Here is an 18808-nt window from a genome sequence, read left to right as displayed (position 1 = left end):
CAGCGCAGTTGTACGATCACCGTCTGAGAACACCATACCCCTTGTGGGAGCGAGCCTGCTCGCGATAGCGGAGTGTCAGACACCTTGATGCTGGATGTCAGACCGTCATCGCGAGCAGGCTCGCTCCCACAAGGGTTTATGGTGTTTACGCGGTAACGGTCTGCTCCAGCAGATGGCCGCTGTCGATGCGCACATGCCGTGGATGGAAACGTTTCAGGCTGCTGCGATGGCCGACGCTGACGATGCTCAGGCCTGGCAAGTGATCGATCAGTGCCTGATACAGCGACGCTTCATCCTCTTCGTCCATCGCCGAAGTCGCTTCGTCCATGTACAGCCATTGCGGTGCGTAGAGCAGCGCTCGGGCAAACGCCAGACGTTGCTGCTCACCCGGTGAGAGCATTCGCTGCCAGTGATTGGCTTCGTCGAGACGGGAAACCAGATGCGGCAAACGGCAGGTTTCCAGCACGCGCGCGTAGTGCTCGTGCGTGTAGGTGTCGCCGGCCTGTGGATAACTCAGGGCGTCACGCAGGCTGCCAATCGGCAGATACGGCTTTTGCGGGAGGAACAGATAGCGCGCAGCCGGCAGTCGGATGTTGCCGTGACCCGCCGGCCAAAGGTGCCCCATCGCCCGCAGCAAGGTGGATTTGCCACTGCCGGAACGACCGCTGAGCATGACGCGCTCGCCCGCCTCTACCGTCATGTCGGCATTGGTCAGCAAGTGACGACCGTCGGCCAGGTCCAGACCCAGGTTGTGGATTTTCAGTTCCGAGCCCTGATTCTGCACGTCGATGGCCGGCTGGCGCTCTTCGTTTTCGCTCATGGCCTGACGGAAACTCAGCAAACGGTCGCAGGTGGCGCGCCACGAGGCGAGTTCCTGGTACGCACTGATGAACCAGCTGAAACTCTCCTGCACGTTGCCGAAGGCCGAGCTGATTTGCATCAGTTCACCGAGTTCGATCTTGCCGGCAAAGTAGCGCGGCGCGGCGACCATGAACGGGAAGATAATCGCGATCTGGCCGTAACCGGAGGTAAAGAAGGTCAGGCGCTTGGACACTTTCATGATGTCCCAGAAGTTGTGCCAGACCCTGCCAAACCGTGTGCTCAAGCGCTGATGTTCGTTCGGTTCGCCGTTGTACAGCGCGATACTCTCGGCGTTTTCACGCACCCGGACCATGGAAAAACGCAGGTCGGCTTCGAAGCGTTGTTGTTGGTTGTTAAGACCGATCAAGCGACGACCGATCAAATGCGTCAGCCAGCTGCCAACCGCCGCATAGACCAGCACGCACCAGAACATGTAGCCGGGAATGGTAAAGCCAAACACCTCGATACTGCCCGACACCCCCCACAGGATGATCGAGAACGACACCAGGTTGACGATATTGCGGATCAGGCCCAGCCCCAAAGCCAGGGTGTTGGACGTGAAGTTGTTAAGGTCTTCGGAAATCCGCTGGTCCGGGTTATCGGTGTAACCGCCCTGCTCCAGCTGATAGTAGTTCTTGTCGCCGAGCCAACGGGCGAAGTGCTTCTCGGTGAGCCAGGCCCGCCAGCGAATGGTCAGCATCTGGGTCAGGTAGAGCCGGTACACCGCACCGACAATCGCCACCGCGGCAATCGCGCTGAAATACAGGATCAACTGCCAGAACGCCGCTTCGTCCTTCTTTTGCAGGGCGTTGTAGAAGTCCTTGTACCAGGTGTTGAACCACACCGAGATCCCCACGCTGATCAGCGACAGCACGATCACCGCGATCAGCAGTGCCCAGGCCGTGCCCTTCTCTTCACTGCGCCAGTACGGCGTGATCATCTGCCAGACACGGCGAAAAAACTGCCCGCGCACACTGTCGTTGACCGCGGAATATTCAGCGTTCTGATTCATGGTTCAGACTCGATAAAGAAAAGAACAGGCACGAACCGATCATAGATGATCGGCTCGGGTTGTCGCGAGGTCTGGCGATAACCGTTCAGCGCCGGTTCAGCGACGAACGGGACGCTTCTGCAGTTTGCGCTGCAGGGTGCGCCGGTGCATGCCCAGGGCGCGGGCAGTGGCGGAGATGTTGCCTTCATGCTCGGTCAGCACACGCTGGATGTGCTCCCATTGCAGGCGGTCCACCGACATCGGGTTTTCCGGCACCAGGGTATCAAGGTCGGCATGCTCCGAGAGCAAGGCGGCCAGCACGTCATCGGCGTCGGCCGGCTTGCACAGGTAGTTGCAGGCACCGCGTTTGATCGCCTCGACGGCGGTGGCAATGCTCGAGTAACCGGTGAGGATCACCACGCGCATTTCCGGGTCGAGTTCGAGCAGCTTGGGCAGCAGCACCAGGCCCGAATCGCCGTCCATTTTCAGGTCCAGCGCGGCATAGTCCGGCAGATCCTGCTGGGCGATGATCAGGCCCTCTTCGGCGGAACCTGCGGTGCTGACGCGAAAACCGCGACGGTTCATGGCACGGGCCATCACGCGGGTGAACGTTGCGTCGTCGTCTACCAGCAACAAATGCGGCAGGTCTTCGCCTTCGACTTGGATCTCGTCACTCATGTTCGTCTCCTCGGGCGACACGGGGCAGGCGCAGCTCGGTGAGCGTACCGCCTTCCTCATGACTGTAGAGTTTCACTGAGCCGCCAGCGCGTGTCACGCTCGCCTTGCTCAAAAACAGGCCCAGGCCGAAACCTTTGCCCTTGGTGGTAAAAAACGGTTTGCCGATCTGTTCGGCAATCGCCAGCGGCACACCGGGGCCATGGTCGCGAATGCTGATGGTCAGCTCGACGGAATCCCAGTTCAGCGTCACTTCCAGCCCTTCGGGGCAGGCATCGGCGGCGTTGTTCAGCAAATTCAGCAAGGCCTGGGTCAGGTCCGGCGGCGGCGCCAGACGCGGTTCATCGCCAATCCCCAGACGCCGCAAGCGGTAGGTCGCTTCGGGACGCATCAGGTGCCAGCGGTTGAGGGCTTCATCGAGCCAGACGCTGACGCCCTGCATCTCCACCGCCAGCCGACGATTGGCTTCGGCGGCGCGAACCAGTTGCTGCAAGGTCTCCTTGCAAAGCTTTACCTGATCCTGCAGCACTCTCAAATCATCTTGCAGCAGCGGGTCATTATGATCCTGCTGCATTTCCTTGAGCAGCACGCTCATGGTCGCCAGCGGCGTACCCAATTCGTGAGCGGCGCCAGCGGCCTGGGTCGCAACAGCCAGCAGTTGCTGGTCGCGCAGGCCCTCTTCACGACGAATCGCCCGCAGTTCTTCCTGGCGGCGCAACTCTTCGGCCATCCGCGCCGCGAAGAAGGTGATCACCGCAGCGGCCAGGGCGAAACTCAGCCACATGCCGTAGATCTGCATCTTTTCCCGGTACATCGGGAACGTTTCCAGCGGGTAAAACTGCGCCAGCAACAAGGTGTACATCGCCAGCGCGATGCCCGAGAGAATCACCGAATAGCGCCACGGCAGCGTGACGGCGGCGATGGTCAGCGGCACCAGGTAATAGGAAACGAACGGGTTGGTCGAACCGCCGGAGAAATACAGCAGCGCACTGTGGATAAACAGGTCGCAGGCCAGTTGCACGGCGTATTCGAGCTCGGTCACCGGCCATGAAGTGCGCAAGCGGATCGCGGTAAAGGCACACAGCAGCATCGAGCAACCGAGGGTCGCCGCCAGTTGAAACCAAGGCAGCGGCAGCAGGTTGAACCAGTAGGCGAGCCCCACCGAACCGGCCTGAGCGGCCAGCACCAGGGTGCGGATGAACGTCAGTCGCCAGAGGTTCTGACGAGTCGCGGAAAGCAGTTGTACGGGGGCGAGCATGAGCTCTCCTGATGAGCGCTCCAGGCGGATCGCGTCGAGTATAACCAAGCGAGGGCCCCGACAGGCAAAAGTGCGGCAAAGCGCCACACGGCAAAGACAGTTCACATCACACCACAATCCCTGTAGCCGCTGGCGAAGCCTGCGGCTACAGATAGTGACGCGACCTCGATCTGTATAGAAGTTGTAACTGGGTGAACCAGGTATTTAAAGCTACAGTCTGATGGTTTCACGCAGGCTCGGACCATAACCCCTGCGCATCATCCAAGGAGCTTTCATGAACACATTGCGCCGCAGCGCCGCCCTCCTCGCCCTCAGTGCCGGCACCCTCGCCAGCCTGCCAGCGTTGGCCGCCGACGAACTTCACTACAACCAGATTGCCCTGCGTGCCGAAGTCAGTCAGGAAGTGGCTCGCGACCTGATGATCGTGACCCTCTACACCGAAGAACAAAACACCGACCCGGCGAAACTCGCCGCCGATGTCAGCACCACCATGAACAAGGCGCTGGCCCAGGCCAAACAGGTCAAGGACATCACCCTGCGTCAGGGCAGCCGTCACAGCTACCCTATCTACGACACCAAGGGCCAGAAAATCACCGGCTGGCGTGAACGCGCCGAACTGCGCCTGGAAAGCTCGAACTTCGCAGCGCTGTCCAAGCTCACCGGCGAACTGCTGACCGACCTGAAAATGGGCGGCATGGACTTCGCCATCGCCACCCCGACCCGCAAGGCCAACGAAGATGCGCTGCTCAAGGAAGCCGTCACCGCCTTCAAGGCCCGCGCCCAACTGGCCACCGATGCACTGGGCGGCAAGGGTTACAAAATCGTCAACCTGAACCTCAACAGTAACGGTTATCCACAGCCTTACCTACGCGCGCCAATGATGATGAAAGCTGCAGGCATGGACTCGGCACCGGTGACCCCGGATGTCGAAGCCGGCACCAGCCAGGTCAACATGACCGCCGATGGCTCGATTGAAGTGTTAATGCCTTGAAATTGAGGTGGGTCAGCCAGCCTTCCGCTGACTGACCCACCGCGCCCTACTTGACCTGGTACTCCGCTGGCGCCGGCACATCAAAATCATCCAGCGCCCTGTCCACCAGCAACTGCACCCCATCCACCAGTCGACAAATCGCCAGCGCCACATGGCGCCGCGAACCTTCGATCTCGAACGCCAGGTCGGCGGCCATGACTTTCACCGACGCCAGGTCTTCCGAGGCGTTGGCCAACAGGCTTTCAGTACCCACATCAGGGGCGACGCTAAATAACCGGTCAGAACGCAAATTGCTGAAGCGCAGTTTGGCGAGTGTCGGTTTCAGGTAGTCATCCAGTGCCCGGTGGGCAGCATCGTGGAGCTTTTTGGAGTCGAGGGATTCGTACGGTGAAACGTCGTCGGGTGCGGGGGGATCGGGGATTAACTTGTCCATGCAGATGCTCCTTACTCGCAAATGGGAGCCATCTTTTGCCATTTCCACACGGCAAATAGGTGGCGGCTATACGTGGGGTGGAAAACGGGACAGTAGGACCCCGGTCAGACCGAAGTCTGCCCACGCACAGCCGCCATGACGCTTTTCTTGCCGACGAGAGAATACATCGGCAACGATTGCGGTGGTGAGGCTAGACGCCTACTGAGATTCCAGGTTTCCACACCTGATCGCTGATTTGCAGCGACAGCAAAAGGTTAGGCGCAGCCCCAAACCCAACACAACCGCCACAACTCGTCGGAACATTCATCCTCATGCCTTCGGCTGACAGCGCTTTTTGTAGGAGCGGACTGCATCGTTACCGTTAATGTCGGTAAGTGATGGATGGCGGGTCCGTTTGACAGAGGCCTGTGTATGCCCAAACAGAGGGGTCACCCTAACAAACGGATATTTCCGCGCCCCCCGCCAAGAACGCTACTCTCCAGAAAAAGCCGCCGCCAAACCCTCGGGGACTCCATGGATAGAACAGCCACCGTCAAACCGCTTCTGCTTGCCCTCACCCTCGCCACCATCACCCCATTCGCCCAAGCCGCGACTACCCTGGTCTACTGCTCCGAAGCCAGCCCTGCCGGGTTCGACCCGAGCCAGTACACCAGCGGCACGGATTTCGATGCCTCGGCTGAAACAGTCTTCAACCGTCTTACCCAATTCAAACGCGGTGGCACCGAGGTCGAGCCAGGCTTGGCGACGAGTTGGGAGGTCGCCAAAGACGGCCTGACCTACACCTTCCACCTGCGTGACGGGGTGAAGTTTCATACCACCGACTACTTCACGCCGAGCCGCGATTTCAATGCGGACGATGTGCTGTTCACCTTCCAGCGCTTGCTCGACCCTGAAAACCCGTTTCGCAAGGCCTACCCCACCGAGTCGCCGTATTTCACCGACATGGACCTGAACACCACGATCAAAAATGTCGATAAGCTCGACGAGCATACGGTGCGCTTCAGCCTGAACAACATCGACGCCGCGTTTGTGCAGAACCTGGCGATGAGCTTCGCCTCGATCCAGTCCGCCGAGTACGCCGCGCAGTTGCTCAAGGAGGGCAAAGCCGCTGACCTCAACCAGAAGCCGGTCGGCACTGGGCCCTTTGTGTTCAAGCGTTATCAGAAGGACTCGCAGATCCGCTACAGCGCCAACCGCGCCTACTGGAAACCCGAGGACGTGAAACTCGACAACCTGATTTTCTCGATCACCCCGGACGCCGCCGTGCGCCTGCAAAAGCTCAAGACCGGCGAGTGCCAGGTCAGCGGTTACCCGCGCCCGGCCGACATCGAGGTGATGGAGCAGGACCCGAACCTGCGGGTGCTCAAACAAGCCGGTTTCAACCTTGGCTTCCTGGCCTACAACGTATCCCACCCGCCACTGGACCAGCTCAAGGTTCGCCAGGCGCTGGACATGGCCATCGATAAGCCGGCGATCATCAAGGCCGTCTATCAAAGCGCCGGGCAACTGGCGCAGAACGCCCTGCCGCCAGCGCAATGGTCGTATGACCCGAACATCAAGGACGCGCCCTACGACCCGACCAAGGCAAAGGCGCTACTAAAAGAAGCAGGGGTTGCACCCGGTACCACTATCAACTTATGGGCAATGACTGTGCAGCGTGCGTCCAACCCGAACGCGCGGATGTCGGCGCAGATGATCCAGCAGGACTGGGCCAAGGTCGGTATCACGGCCAATATCGTCAGCTATGAATGGGGCGAGTACATCAAGCGCGCCAAGAACGGCGAGCACGACGCGATGATCTACGGCTGGACCGGCGACAACGGTGACCCGGACAACTGGCTCGGCGTGCTCTATAGCTGCGCCGCAGTGAAAGGCAGCAACTACGCCAAGTGGTGCGACCCGGCGTACGACAAGCTGGTTCAGCAGGCCAAGCTCTCCACCGACCGTGACGAGCGGGTCAAGCTCTATCAACAGGCCCAAAAAATCCTTAAGCAACAAGTGCCTATCACACCGATTGCCAACTCGACGGTGTTTCAGCCTCTGCGCAAGGAAGTTTCCGACTTCAAGATCAGCCCGTTCGGCCTCACACCGTTCTACGGGGTGGGTATAAATAAGTAACACCGCGCTCTGGCCGGGTGCGCCGGGCACCCCGGCCGCACCTCTATGGTGCGTCGTTTGCACCGAGAAAAACGACCGCAAACGGTCAAATGCGTCAACTTTTATACATATGCGACATTAAGGTACGTTCGTTCCACTGTTTAAGGCTTGTAGCCGCCTGGCATCTTGCATTGGGTATGGGCCCTGCATAAGTATCCGCAGGTCGACTCACGAGGTCGTCCTCTAATTCCAAAAATGACAACAAATCATGAGGCCACCATGCTTAAACACGCGGTCATTCCGTTTTTAGTCGGCGCCAGCTTGTTAGCTAGCGCACCTTTCGCCCATGCAGCGACTAACCTGGTGTTCTGCTCCGAAGGGAGCCCGGCCGGTTTTGATCCTGGTCAGTACACCACCGGAACCGACTTCGACGCCTCTGCAGAGACCATGTTCAACCGTTTGAGCCAGTTCGAACGTGGCGGCACCGCCGTTGTTCCTGGCCTGGCCACCAGCTGGGACATTTCCCCGGATGGCCTGACTTACACCTTCCACCTGCGTGAAGGCGTCAAGTTCCACACCACCCCGTACTTCAAGCCAACTCGTGAGTTCAACGCCGACGACGTGCTGTTCACCTTCAATCGCATGATTAACAAGGATGACCCGTTCCGTAAGGCGTACCCGACCGAATTCCCGTACTTCACCGACATGGGGATGGACACCAACATCACCAAGATCGATAAAGTCGACGATCACACCGTCAAGTTCACCCTCAAGGAAGTCGATGCCGCGTTCATCCAGAACATGGCCATGAGCTTCGCTTCAGTCCAGTCCGCCGAGTACGCTGCCCAGCTGCTCAAGGAAGGCAAAGCCGCCGACATCAACCAGAAGCCGGTCGGCACTGGTCCGTTCGTGTTCAAGAGCTACCAGAAAGACTCCAACATCCGCTACACCGGGAACAAGGACTACTGGAAGCCTGACGACGTCAAGATCGACAACCTGATCTTCGCCATAACCACCGACCCGTCGGTGCGTATTCAGAAGCTGAAAAAGAACGAGTGCCAGATCACCCTGTTCCCACGCCCGGCTGACCTGAAGGCGCTGAAAGAGGACAAGACCCTGAAGGTGCCTCAACAGGCTGGTTTCAACCTGGGTTACATCGCCTACAACGTGATGGACAAGATCAAGGGCAGCGATCAGCCGAACCCGATGGCTCAACTGAAAGTGCGTCAGGCACTGGACATGGCCGTCAACAAGCAGCAGATCATCGACTCGGTTTACCAGGGTGCAGGTCAACTGGCAGTCAACGCCATGCCGCCAACCCAGTGGTCCTACGACACCACCATCAAGGACGCGCCATACAACCCTGAGAAAGCCAAAGAACTGCTCAAGGAAGCCGGCATCAAGGAAGGCACCGAGATCAACCTGTGGGCGATGCCGGTGCAGCGTCCTTACAACCCGAACGCCAAGCTGATGGCTGAAATGCTGCAGTCCGACTGGGCCAAGATCGGTATCAAGGCCAAGATCGTGACCTATGAGTGGGGCGAGTACATCAAGCGCTCCAAAGGCGGCGAAAACGGCGCGATGCTGATTGGCTGGAGCGGCGACAACGGTGACCCGGACAACTGGCTGAACGTACTGTTCGGCTGCGATTCGCTGCAGGGCAACAACTTCTCCAAATGGTGTGACAAGAAGTTTGACGGCATCGTGAAAGAAGCCAAGCGCACCACCGATCAGGCCAAGCGCACCGAACTGTACAAACAGGCGCAACACGTCCTCAAAGACGCCGTTCCAATGACACCTATCGCTCACTCGACGGTGTTCCAACCCATGCGCGACAACGTGCAGGACTTCAAGATCAGCCCGTTTGGCTTGAACTCCTTCTACGGAGTCAGCGTCAGCAAATAAGGTTTTGCAACGGTGACGTCCCTGACGTCGCCGTTGCCTTATCTGCCAAGACAGCTGGAATTCGCCTACTTCCCAAACCACTGCGGACCACTGCAGCGGGCTTAGGACGTGTCGCCTTTTCCTACCTGTTTTTCAGGCCTTACGCATTTACCGCCTGACCTTCGACTCATACCGTCGGGGTTCGGCCGTTTTTTCGCTGCGGCTGGCAACTGCTGACCCCATGGCTTTGGATCAGTGATGTCTGCACGTCCCAGGACGGGACGACGACTCACTGTTTAACACCTAAAAAGAGAGGGAGCGTTATGCGCCATACCTTGGTTTTATCCGCATTACTGGGCACCGGTCTGTTGGCCGCCACGTCAATCAGCCAGGCCGCCAATAACAGCCTGGTGTTTTGCTCCGAGGGCAGCCCGGCGGGCTTCGATACCGCGCAGTACACCACTGCGACCGACAACRATGCAGCCGAACCGTTGTACAACCGGCTGGCCGAGTTCGAAAAAGGCTCCACCAATGTCGTGCCGGGCCTGGCCACACGTTGGGATATTTCCGAGGATGGTCTCAAGTACACGTTCCACCTGCGCGAAGGGGTGAAATTTCACACCACCCAGTACTTCACACCGAGCCGCGACTTCAACGCCGACGATGTGCTGTTCACCTTCAATCGCATGCTCGATACCGAGCACCCATTCCGCAAGGCTTACCCGACCGAGTTTCCGTACTTCAACGGGATGAGCCTGAACAAGAACATCGCCAAGGTCGAGAAGACCGGGCCGTTGACCGTGGTCATGACCCTGAACTCGGTAGACGCCGCGTTCATTCAGAACATCGCCATGAGTTTCGCCGCGATTCTTTCCGCCGAATACGCCGACCAGTTGCTCGCGTCCGGCAAGCCGAGCGACATCAACCAGAAGCCGGTCGGCACCGGGCCGTTCGTGTTCAAGAGCTACCAGAAAGACTCCAACATCCGTTACACCGGCAACAAGCAGTACTGGGACCCGAGCCGGGTCAAGCTCGACCAGCTGATTTTCGCCATCAACACCGATGCGTCGGTGCGCGTGCAGAAGCTCAGGAAAAACGAGTGCCAGATCACCCTGCACCCACGTCCGGCCGATGTCGACGCGCTGAAAAACGACCCCAAGCTGCAACTGATCGAGAAGCCCGGTTTCAACCTTGGCTACATCGCCTACAACGTGCAGCACAAACCCTTCGACCAGCTCGAAGTACGCCAGGCATTGGACATGGCGGTGAACAAGCAGGGAATTCTCAAGGCGGTGTACCAGGGCGCCGGCCAACTGGCGGTCAACGCCATGCCACCGACCCAGTGGTCCTACGACGAAACGATCAAGGACGCCGCCTACAACCCGGAAAAAGCCAAGGAATTGCTCAAGGCTGCCGGGGTCAAGGAAGGCACCGAGATCACGCTCTGGGCCATGCCGGTACAACGTCCCTACAACCCGAACGCCAAGCTGATGGCTGAAATGCTGCAGTCGGACTGGGCGAAAATCGGCCTGAAAGTGAAGATCGTCAGCTACGAATGGGGCGAGTACATCAAGCGCACCAAGAATGGCGAACACGACATCAGCCTGATCGGCTGGACCGGCGACAACGGGGACCCGGACAACTGGCTGGGCACCCTCTACAGCTGCGACGCGATTGGCGGTAACAACTACTCCATGTGGTGTGACCCGCAATACGACAAGCTGATCAAGCAAGCCAAGATTGTCACCGACCGTGAGCAACGCACGGTGCTCTACAAACAGGCTCAGCAATTGCTCAAGCAGCAAGTGCCAATCACGCCTGTCGCCCACTCGACGGTCAACCAGCCGTTGAGCGCCAAAGTCGAAGGATTCAAGGTCAGCCCCTTCGGCCGTAACGTCTTCTCGGGTGTCAGCATCGACCAATAACTGATTAGCCAAAAACCTGAGGGTGATTTTCGCCCTCACGCAAAGGTGTTGCCTGAATTCGGTGAACAAGCCAGATGCAAACGTTTGCGATACGTGAATGAGTTCAAAACCAAATAGCCGGATCACCAAAAAAGACCGGCATTAAAAAAAGAAAGAAAGGAGCTTCACCCATGAGACTGAGCAGCACCGCGTTATTGGCCTTGGCCATCAGCAGCGTCACGGCCACGGCCTATGCTGAAACCCAAAGCCAGGAGTTCACCCCGGTTACGGTCAACACCAGCAGCGCACAAGCCGCCGCAACCGGCTTTGTCGAAGGTCAGAAAATCGACGGCAGTACCCGTAACTGGTACGCCAACGAACAACTGAAACGTGGCGGCAAGTTCACCTACCTCAAAGACGGTGTGGCGACGCCAACCGACCGCCGTATCAACTGGGTTCAGGGCACTATCGTCAAGTACAACTCCGGCTTCACTCAGGGCACCATCGGTGTCAGCACTGAAGTGGCTGCCTACAACGCCATTGCACTGGATCGTGATCACAAGGATCTGGCATCCAACAACGGCGGTGCACCGGGCTCTCGTCCAGGTGCAGGCAACAACCGTACCCTGACCAAAGAAGGCGGCGATGCCCAAGGCCAGTGGAGCAAACTGGGCTTGGCCAACGTCAAGTTCCGCGTATCCAACACGACCCTGACCGCCGGCCGCCAGAACTTCAGCACCCCGATTGTCGACACCATCGGCAACCGTGCGTTGCCTTCGAGCTTTGAGGGCGTGAGCCTGCACAGCGAAGAGCTGAACAATCTGTCGTTCGATGCGGGTTCCTTCGACCGCGTGTCCCCGCGGACCGAAGAGAGCCTGTCGAAATTCCGCTCCGAGTACACCAATAACAAAGCCGAAACCGATCGCGTGAACACCGCGGGTCTCAACTATCAGCCGTTCAAAAGCCTGAAGACCAGCCTGTACGTCGCGAACGTCGAAGACTTCTGGAACCAGTACTACTTCGGCGCCACCCACGAACTGGGCGATAGCTCGGTGCTGGGCCTGACCACCGGCCTGAACTACTACAAAACCCTCGACACCGGCAAAAAGGAAATGGGCAACATCAACAACGATGCCTACTCCGTGTCGTTCGGCCTGACCCACCAAGCCCACAGCCTGACGTTCTCCTGGCAGCAAATTGCCGGTGACGAATACTTTGACTACCTGCACGAAACCAACGGCATCTACCTGGCCAACTCCTTGCTCTCGGACTTCAACGGCCCGAACGAGAAGTCCTTCCAGATCGCCTATGGCCTGAACATGGCTGAATACGGCGTGCCAGGCCTGAAGTTCAATATCTACCAGGCTCGCGGCTGGGGCATCGACGGTACGCACTACACCGGCACCGCCTATGACGTGAAAAACATGGATGGCGAGCACCACTATGAATACGGCATCGGTACTTCCTACGCCGTACAAAGTGGCCCGCTGAAAGCCACCACCATTCGCGCGACCTACACCGCGCACCGCGCCTCCGAAAACCAGGCTGACGGCAGCCTCAACGAGTTCCGTCTCGTGACCACCATCCCGTTCAACATTTTGTAATGCACCTGCCGAACGGCTGATTCAGTGAAGAATCGGCCGTTCGGTTTTTGTCCTTTAACCGATTGCAGAGGGCTCTTGATGAAAATGCTTCCTTTACGAGCGGCCATCGCCGCCACGTTGCTGAGTGTCGCTATCGGCGCCTCGGCCAAACCCTTGGTGGTCTGTACCGAAGCCAGCCCGGAAGGCTTCGATATGGTCCAGTACACGACTGCAGTCACAGCCGATGCGGTGGCCGAGACCATCTTCAACCGTCTGGCCGACTTCAAGCCCGGCACCACTGAAGTGATTCCGGCACTGGCCGACTCCTGGGACATCAGCGAGGACGGTCTGACCTACACGTTCCACTTGCGCAAAGGCGTCAAGTTTCACACCACCGATTACTTCAAGCCGACCCGCAACATGAATGCCGACGACGTGGTCTGGAGTTTCCAGCGTCAGCTGGACCCGAACCACCCGTGGCACACCAAGTCGAGCGTGGGCTTCCCGTACTTTGAAAGCATGGGCTTCAAAGAGCTGCTCAAGAGTGTCGAGAAGGTCGACGACAATACGGTCAAATTCACCCTGACCCGCCGTGAAGCGCCGTTCCTGGCGGACATCGCCATGGCCTTCTCCTCGATCTACTCCGCCGAGTACGCCGACCAGTTGCTCAAGGCCGGCAAGACCGGCGACCTGAACAACAAACCGGTCGGTACCGGCCCGTTCATCTTCCAGCGTTACGCCAAGGATGCCCAGGTTCGCTTCAAGGCCAACCCGGAGTACTTCCGCGGCAAGCCACCGGCTGACGCGCTGATTCTGGCCATCGCCACCGACAACAACGTGCGCCTGCAAAAGCTCAAGGCCAACGAGTGCCAGATCGCGCTGTATCCGAAACCGGATGATATCCAGAGCATCAAGGCTGACCAGAACCTGAAGGTCGATGAAATAGCGGCCATGACCACCAGCTACACCGCTCTGAACACCACACGCAAATACATGAGCGATGCACGGGTTCGCCATGCAATCAATATCGCTTTCGACAAGGAGGCCTACACTGATGCCTTGTACGGTAAAGGCAACGCAGTGGTCGGCACCGGCCCGTATCCACCGACCCTGCTAGGCTTCAACGACACATTGACGAACCCTCCACGGGACCTCGACAAGGCGCGTGCACTGCTCAAGGAAGCCGGTGTGCCGGAAGGTACGGTGTTCACCCTGTTCACGCGCAACGGCGGCGGACCGACCAATCCGAACCCGATGCTCGGTGCACAAATGATGCAGTCGGACCTGGCCAGGATCGGTATAAAGGTCGATATCCGCGTGATGGAATGGGGCGAGATGCTCAAACGCGCCAAGAACGGGGAACACGACATGGTCTCGGCTGGCTGGGCGGGAGATAACGGAGATCCGGACAACTTCCTGACTCCGAACCTGAGTTGCGAGGCTGCAAAAAACGGCGAGAACTACGCCCGCTGGTGCAACAAAACGTTCCAGGACCTGATCGACAAGGCTCGCGCCGGCACCGACTCTGGGGAACGGAAAAAACTCTATGAGCAGTCCCAGACGGTTTTCGACAAGGAGCAGCCATGGATTCCAATGGCTTACCCGAAAATATTTACCGCCATGCGTAAAAACGTCGAGGGCTTCCACCAGAGCCCCCTGACCACAAACAACTTCGCTACTACCGAAGTGAAGTAGATAAGAAAACGCCCGGCAACGTTGACCCCAACGCTGCCGGGAACGCCTAACCGGCTGATGAGGTACACCAGAAGATGTTTAGTTTTATTGCCCGCCGATTGGGATTATTGATCCCCACGTTCTTCGGCATCACCTTGCTGACTTTCGCGTTGATTCGCATGATTCCCGGCGACCCCGTGGAAGTCATGATGGGCGAACGTCGGGTCGATCCCGAAATGCATGCTCAGGCAATGGAACGCCTTGGTCTGAACAAACCGCTGTATGCCCAGTACCTGGACTACATCGGCAAACTGGCCCACGGCGACCTGGGTGAATCCCTGCGGACCCGTGAAAGCGTATGGACTGAATTCACCTCGCTGTTCCCCGCTACCCTGGAACTGTCCATGGCAGCCCTGCTGTTCGCCGGCGTTCTCGGCCTGTTGGCCGGGGTGATCGCGGCGCTGAAGCGAGGGTCCCTGTTCGACCATGGGGTGATGGGCATCTCCCTTGCCGGGTATTCGATGCCGATTTTCTGGTGGGGCCTGATTCTCATCATGTTCTTCTCGGTCTCCCTGGGCGTGACCCCGGTGTCCGGGCGGATCGACCTGCTGTACGACATCGAGCCAAGAACCGGCTTCATGCTCATCGACACCCTGCTGGCCAATGACACAGGCGCATTCTTCGACGCCCTGCACCACCTGATTCTTCCGGCCATCGTGCTCGGCACCATCCCGCTGGCGGTGATCGCCCGGATGACCCGTTCCTCGATGCTCGAAGTCCTGCGTGAAGACTACATCCGCACCGCCCGGGCCAAAGGCCTGTCGCCGTCGCGCGTGGTGTTCGTTCACGGCCTGCGCAACGCCTTGATCCCGGTCCTGACCGTGGTCGGCCTGCAAGTCGGCACATTGCTGGCCGGTGCGGTTCTGACCGAAACCATCTTCTCGTGGCCCGGTATCGGCAAATGGCTGATCGAAGCCATTGGCGCCCGGGACTACCCCGTGGTGCAAAACGGAATTCTGTTAATCGCCTGCCTGGTGATTCTGGTCAACTTTGTAGTGGATATTCTTTATGGCTTCGCAAACCCACGCATCCGTCACCAGCGCTGAGACCCTACGTATGAGTACTCCAACTACCGCCGTAGCAGTCGACCAAAGCCTGCTATATCCGTCGCCGTACAAAGAGTTCTGGCAAGCGTTCTCCAAGAACAAGGGCGCCGTCGCCGGCCTGTTGTTCATGCTGCTGGTTATTTTTTGCGCGATTTTCGCCCCATGGGTTGCTCCGCATAACCCGAGCGAGCAGTTCCGCGACTTCCTGCTGACCCCACCGGCCTGGCTGGCAAATGGGCAGATGCAATTCCTGCTCGGTACCGATGAGCTGGGACGCGACCTGCTGTCGCGCCTGATCCACGGTTCGCGCCTGTCCTTGATGATCGGCTTGTCGTCGGTGGTCATGTCGCTGATTCCGGGGATCCTGCTGGGTCTGTTCGCCGGGTTCTTCCCGCGCCTGCTGGGCCCGACCATCATGCGTCTGATGGACATCATGCTGGCCCTGCCGTCCTTGCTGCTGGCTGTGGCGATCGTCGCCATCCTCGGCCCTGGCCTGATCAACACCGTGATCGCTATCGCCGTGGTGTCCCTGCCGGCCTACGTTCGTCTGACCCGCGCTGCGGTCATGGGTGAACTGAACCGCGACTACGTGACCGCCGCGCGCCTGGCCGGTGCCGGTCTGCCACGCCTGATGTTCATTACCGTGCTGCCCAACTGCATGGCGCCGCTGATCGTTCAGGCAACCCTGAGCTTCTCCTCGGCGATTCTCGATGCCGCTGCACTGGGCTTCCTCGGCCTTGGCGTACAACCGCCAACCCCTGAGTGGGGCACCATGCTGGCTTCGGCTCGCGACTACATCGAACGCGCCTGGTGGGTCGTCAGCCTGCCTGGCTTGACCATTTTGCTCAGCGTGCTGGCAATCAACCTGATGGGCGACGGCCTGCGCGACGCGCTGGACCCGAAACTCAAGAACGCCGCCTGAGGAGATTCAAATGTCACTGTTGGAAATCAAGAATCTCAACGTTCGCTTCGGCGACAAGAACGCCGTTCCGGTGGTCGACGGTCTCGACATTTCCGTGGACAAGGGCGAAGTCCTGGCCATCGTTGGCGAGTCGGGGTCCGGCAAGTCCGTGACCATGATGGCGCTGATGGGCCTGATCGAACATCCGGGGATCGTCACTGCTGACGCCCTGAATTTCGATGGCAAGAACATGCTCAAGCTCAGCAATCGTCAGCGTCGGCAAATCGTCGGCAAAGACCTGGCCATGGTCTTCCAGGACCCGATGACCGCGCTGAACCCGAGCTATACCGTCGGCTTCCAGATCGAAGAAGTGCTGCGCCTGCACCTGAAAATGTCCGGCAAGGACGCCCGCAAGCGCGCCATCGAACTGCTGGAAAAGGTCGAAATCCCGGGCGCCGCGAGCCGTATGGACGCCTACCCGCACCAACTGTCCGGCGGTATGAGCCAACGTGTGGCGATTGCCATGGCAATTGCCGGCGAGCCGAAACTGCTGATCGCCGACGAACCGACCACCGCACTGGACGTGACGATCCAGGCGCAGATCATGGACCTGCTGCTGGCGCTGCAAAAAGAGCAGAACATGGGCCTGGTGCTGATCACTCACGACCTCGCCGTGGTAGCCGAAACCGCCCAGCGCGTGTGTGTGATGTATGCCGGCCAAGCGGTAGAGGTCGGTCAGGTGCCGCAGTTGTTCGACATCCCTGCACACCCCTACAGCGAAGCACTGCTCAAGGCCATTCCCGAGCACAGCCTGGGTTCCTCGCGCCTGTCCACCCTGCCCGGCATCGTTCCCGGTCGCTATGACCGTCCGCAAGGCTGCCTGCTGTCGCCACGCTGCCCGTACGTGCAGGACAGCTGCCGTCAACAACGTCCAGGCCTGGACCCGAAAAGCAACAGCCTCGCCCGCTGCTTCTATCCTTTGAATCAGGAGGTGGCGTAATGGCCGTCGTTCTCACCGCCCGTGACCTGACCCGTCACTACGAAGTTTCCCGCGGCCTGTTCAAAGGCACCGCACTGGTACGCGCACTCAATGGAGTGTCGTTTGAACTCGAAGCCGGCAAGACCCTCGCAGTGGTTGGCGAGTCCGGCTGCGGCAAGTCGACCCTGGCCCGTGCCCTGACGCTGATCGAGGAGCCATCTTCGGGCTCGTTGAAAATCGCCGGGCAAGAAGTCACCGGCGCCAACAAGGCCGAACGCAAACAGCTGCGCAAAGACGTGCAGATGGTCTTCCAGAGCCCTTACGCCTCGTTGAACCCACGGCAGAAAATCGGCGATCAGCTTGCAGAGCCACTATTGATCAACACCAAACTTTCCGCGGCCGAACGCCGTGAAAAAGTCCAGGCGATGATGAAGCAGGTCGGCTTGCGCCCTGAGCACTACCAGCGTTATCCGCATATGTTCTCGGGCGGTCAGCGCCAGCGCATCGCCCTGGCGCGCGCCATGATGCTGCAACCCAAGGTGCTGGTCGCGGACGAACCGACCTCGGCGCTGGACGTGTCGATTCAGGCCCAGGTGCTGAACCTGTTCATGGACCTGCAGCAAGAGTTCAACACCGCCTACGTGTTCATCTCCCACAACCTGGCGGTAGTGCGTCACGTCGCCGATCAGGTGCTGGTGATGTACCTCGGCCGACCGGTGGAAATGGGCCCGAAAGAAGACATCTACACCCGTCCTCTGCACCCGTACACCCAGGCCCTGCTGTCGGCCACGCCGACGATCCACCCGGATCCGGACAAGCCGAAAATCAAGATCGTCGGCGAACTGCCGAACCCGCTGAACCCGCCGTCGGGCTGTGCGTTCCACAAGCGCTGCCCGTACGCCACTGAGCGCTGCAGCAAAGAAGAGCCGGCCCTGCGCCAGCTCGACAGCCGTCAGGTGGCTTGCCATTACGCCGAGCAATTCGTCGTCTAGGCCAGGCATGAAAAAGCGCCCTCTCGGGGCGCTTTTTGAAACGCGTCGACCAACCCCCTCCTGTCGGACTGCGCATCAGTCCGGCAGGAGGGGGTTTTCTTTTGTCTGAGACCTTAAGCCTTAGCCTTGGGTATCGTCTTCGGAATCGTCGGAGGATGGGTCCTCATCGCCTTTAGTGTCACTTTGACTCTGATCACCAGTGGCAACCATCAAGCCACTGCCCTGCACACTGTTTGCGGCCCAAAAACCCTGGTCCTGCACCGCGCCGCTGCTCGCCCACGCTGCCGAAGTGCCCACCGACAGCAGCACCAGCACTTTGATCAATAAAACCATGCGTTGAAAAATGCTCATAGCTGATTCCATCCTTTCGTAGGTGAATCACGAGTAGCTACGGATCGTATGTCCAACGAGCGTAGCGCTGTCTGAAATCTAGTCTGGATAGACGGGATTGACCAGATAGGACACTAACGATGGTCGCC

General features: G+C 59.0%; 15 protein-coding genes. 10 read left to right on the top strand and 5 right to left on the bottom strand.

Annotated features, from left to right (window positions below):
- Positions 1-145: 145 nt before the first annotated feature.
- The 3 genes from AC1DIH_RS16765 to AC1DIH_RS16755 all read right to left on the bottom strand — a co-directional run bounded on the left by AC1DIH_RS16765 (position 146) and on the right by AC1DIH_RS16755 (position 3785).
- Positions 146-1873, bottom strand: a complete 1728-nt coding sequence (locus AC1DIH_RS16765) for an ABC transporter ATP-binding protein/permease (protein ID WP_477772521.1) — start codon at positions 1871-1873, stop codon at positions 146-148.
- A 96-nt stretch (positions 1874-1969) separates the two neighbouring features.
- Entirely contained in the window at positions 1970-2530 is a 561-nt protein-coding gene (locus AC1DIH_RS16760; RefSeq protein WP_019691866.1) for a response regulator transcription factor, read from the bottom strand.
- Positions 2523-3785, bottom strand: coding sequence for an ATP-binding protein (locus AC1DIH_RS16755; RefSeq protein WP_477772520.1), 1263 nt, complete (start codon positions 3783-3785; stop codon positions 2523-2525). Before AC1DIH_RS16755 ends, AC1DIH_RS16760 begins: the two co-directional genes overlap by 8 nt.
- A gap of 274 nt (positions 3786-4059) precedes the next feature.
- Between AC1DIH_RS16755 and AC1DIH_RS16750 the strand changes: the two genes are divergently transcribed.
- Positions 4060-4776, top strand: a complete 717-nt coding sequence (locus AC1DIH_RS16750; RefSeq protein ID WP_477772519.1) for an SIMPL domain-containing protein — start codon at positions 4060-4062, stop codon at positions 4774-4776.
- A gap of 46 nt (positions 4777-4822) precedes the next feature.
- On the opposite strand, the gene AC1DIH_RS16745 is transcribed toward AC1DIH_RS16750, so the two are convergent.
- A complete protein-coding gene (locus tag AC1DIH_RS16745) occupies positions 4823-5209 on the bottom strand; it encodes a DUF6124 family protein (RefSeq protein WP_477772518.1) in 387 nt (128 codons plus the stop codon).
- 513 nt (positions 5210-5722) lie between these two features.
- Between AC1DIH_RS16745 and AC1DIH_RS16740 the strand changes: the two genes are divergently transcribed.
- The 9 genes from AC1DIH_RS16740 (at position 5723) to AC1DIH_RS16700 (ending at position 18329) form a co-directional block, all read left to right on the top strand.
- The gene (locus AC1DIH_RS16740; RefSeq protein WP_477772517.1) at positions 5723-7327 is read left to right on the top strand and encodes an ABC transporter substrate-binding protein; all 1605 of its coding nucleotides are present in this window, start codon (positions 5723-5725) and stop codon (positions 7325-7327) included.
- Positions 7328-7585: 258 nt separating this feature from the next.
- On the top strand, positions 7586-9211 hold the full coding sequence (locus tag AC1DIH_RS16735; protein ID WP_477772516.1) for an ABC transporter substrate-binding protein: 1626 nt from the start codon (positions 7586-7588) through the stop codon (positions 9209-9211).
- 302 nt (positions 9212-9513) lie between these two features.
- Entirely contained in the window at positions 9514-11115 is a 1602-nt protein-coding gene (locus AC1DIH_RS16730) for an ABC transporter substrate-binding protein (protein WP_477772515.1), read from the top strand.
- A 170-nt stretch (positions 11116-11285) separates the two neighbouring features.
- Complete coding sequence (locus AC1DIH_RS16725) at positions 11286-12698, top strand: OprD family porin (protein WP_477772514.1); 1413 nt, start codon at positions 11286-11288, stop codon at positions 12696-12698.
- A gap of 78 nt (positions 12699-12776) precedes the next feature.
- Positions 12777-14372 carry an ABC transporter substrate-binding protein gene (locus tag AC1DIH_RS16720; RefSeq protein WP_477772513.1) on the top strand — a complete coding sequence of 532 codons (1596 nt, stop codon included), beginning with the start codon at positions 12777-12779 and terminating at the stop codon, positions 14370-14372.
- Positions 14373-14446: 74 nt separating this feature from the next.
- Positions 14447-15457, top strand: coding sequence for an ABC transporter permease subunit (locus AC1DIH_RS16715; protein WP_103315790.1), 1011 nt, complete (start codon positions 14447-14449; stop codon positions 15455-15457).
- A gap of 10 nt (positions 15458-15467) precedes the next feature.
- On the top strand, positions 15468-16379 hold the full coding sequence (locus tag AC1DIH_RS16710) for an ABC transporter permease subunit (RefSeq protein WP_019691855.1): 912 nt from the start codon (positions 15468-15470) through the stop codon (positions 16377-16379).
- A 10-nt stretch (positions 16380-16389) separates the two neighbouring features.
- The gene (locus AC1DIH_RS16705; RefSeq protein ID WP_427530043.1) at positions 16390-17358 is read left to right on the top strand and encodes an ABC transporter ATP-binding protein; all 969 of its coding nucleotides are present in this window, start codon (positions 16390-16392) and stop codon (positions 17356-17358) included.
- Positions 17358-18329: a peptide ABC transporter ATP-binding protein gene (locus AC1DIH_RS16700; RefSeq protein ID WP_427530041.1), complete on the top strand. Its 972-nt coding sequence runs from the start codon at positions 17358-17360 to the stop codon at positions 18327-18329. The genes AC1DIH_RS16705 and AC1DIH_RS16700 overlap by 1 nt, the downstream gene beginning before the upstream one ends.
- A 120-nt stretch (positions 18330-18449) precedes the next feature.
- Here the strand turns inward: AC1DIH_RS16700 and AC1DIH_RS16695 are convergent, their stop codons facing one another.
- Entirely contained in the window at positions 18450-18692 is a 243-nt protein-coding gene (locus tag AC1DIH_RS16695) for a hypothetical protein (protein ID WP_477772512.1), read from the bottom strand.
- Between the last annotated feature and the right edge of the window lie 116 nt (positions 18693-18808).

The sequence above is a fragment of the Pseudomonas sp. 05N36 genome, assembly GCF_056397385.1.
Note: the sequence above shows the minus strand (reverse complement) of the source record. Positions and strands in the feature narration are given on the sequence as shown.